This window comes from Rhizobacter sp. P2_H3 (genome assembly GCF_056403355.1).
The window spans coordinates 1-1,555 of sequence record NZ_JBFUFQ010000468.1 but is presented as its reverse complement, the minus strand read 5'-3'; the positions used below and the strand labels follow the sequence as shown (position 1 = coordinate 1,555).

Sequence of the window (1,555 nt, the reverse complement as noted above, 5' to 3'; positions counted from 1 at the left end):
GTCGGAGGGCAGCGGCTGGCCGGCGCAGGCGGGCCAGACCTCGATGACGCTGGAGCAGCTGCGCCAGTGGGTCGACGGCGTGCTCGAGGAGGCCTCGTTCGTGCCGCCGGCGCCGCCGCAGCCGGCGGTCGTGATCACGCCGCTCGCGCACGCCACGCTGCGGCCGTTCGCGGCGCTGGTGCTGCCCGGGGCCGACGAGCGCCACCTGGGCGCCGGCGTCGATCCGCTGCCGTTCATCAGCGATGCGCAGGCCGTCGCGCTCGGCCTGCCGAGCGCGGCCAGCCGCCGCGAGCGCGAGGCCCTGTCGTTCGCGCATGCGATGCATGCCGCGCAGGTCACGCTGCTGCGCCGGCACGTCGACGGCAGCGAACCGCTGTCGGCCAGCCCGCTGGTCGAGCGGCTGGCGCTCGCGCTGCAGAAGGTGTCGCGCAGCCTCGACGCGTGGGCCGATCCGCGCGCATCGCAGGCGATCGAGCCGCAGCCGGTCTTCATGCCGTCGCCGTCGGCCGGCGCGCTGCTGCCCGGCAAGCTGTCGGCCAGTGCCTGCGAGGCGCTGCGCGCCTGCCCGTACCGCTTCCATGCGCTGCACCTGCTGAAGCTGCGCGAGCCCGGCGAGCTCGATGAAGAGGTCGAGAAGCGCGATTACGGAAACTGGCTGCACGCGGTGCTGCAGGCCTTCCACGAGACCCGCTCCGCCCCCGGCACGCCGGCCGACGAGACCGACCGGCTGCTGCAGCTGGGCCGCACGATGCAGGACCGCGCCGGCCTCGCCGACGAGGATTTCCTGCCCTACGGCGCCAGCTTCGAGCAGCTCGCGCCGCGCTATGTCGCGTGGCTGCACGAGCGCGATGCGCAAGGCATCGAATGGGCCGAAGGCGAGCAGGCGCACGAGGTCGAGCTGCCGGCACCGGCGGCCGTCACGCTGCACGGCCGCATCGACCGCGTCGACCACCGCCGCGAAGCCGGTGCGCGGGTGCTGGAGCTGATCGACTACAAGACCGGCAGCGAGAGCGCGCTGCGCCAGCAGGTGCGCCAGCCGCTCGAAGACACGCAGCTCGCGTTCTACGCCGCGCTGATGCGCCCGCACACCGAGGCGCCGCTGCAGGCCGTCTACCTGCTGCTCGATGCCGGCCAGGAGATCCGCCAGGTGGTGCATCCCGAGGTCGAGGCGAGCGCGCAGGCGCTGGTCGACGGGCTTGCCGGCGAGCTGGCCCGCATCCGCGCCGGCGCGGGGCTGCCGGCGCTCGGCGAGGGCCGCGTCTGCGAGTTCTGCGAGGCGCGCGGGCTGTGCCGCAAAGACCAATGGAGCGCGCGATGAACGCCCCGGCCTACCAGGCGGACGGCGCGCCGGTCTCGCGCGAGGCGTTCTATGCGATCGCCTGCGACCCGCAGCGCAGCGTCGTCGTCGAGGCCTGCGCCGGCGCGGGCAAGACCTGGATGCTGGTGTCGCGCATCGTGCGGGCGCTGCTCGACGGCGCGCGCCCGCAGGAGATCCTCGCGATCACGTTCACCCGCAAGGCGGCCGGCGAGATGCGCGAGCGGCTCAACCAGTGGC

Annotated in this window: 2 protein-coding genes; both read left to right on the top strand. The window is 74.3% G+C overall.

The annotated features are described in order from the left end of the window. On the top strand, window positions 1-1,318 hold a 1,318-nt coding region (locus AC1D1T_RS32390; protein ID WP_477993453.1), incomplete at its 5' end, for a RecB family exonuclease. Beyond that, a partial coding sequence (locus AC1D1T_RS32385; RefSeq protein WP_477993452.1) for a UvrD-helicase domain-containing protein occupies window positions 1,315-1,555 on the top strand: 241 nt, incomplete at its 3' end. The genes AC1D1T_RS32390 and AC1D1T_RS32385, both read left to right, overlap by 4 nt.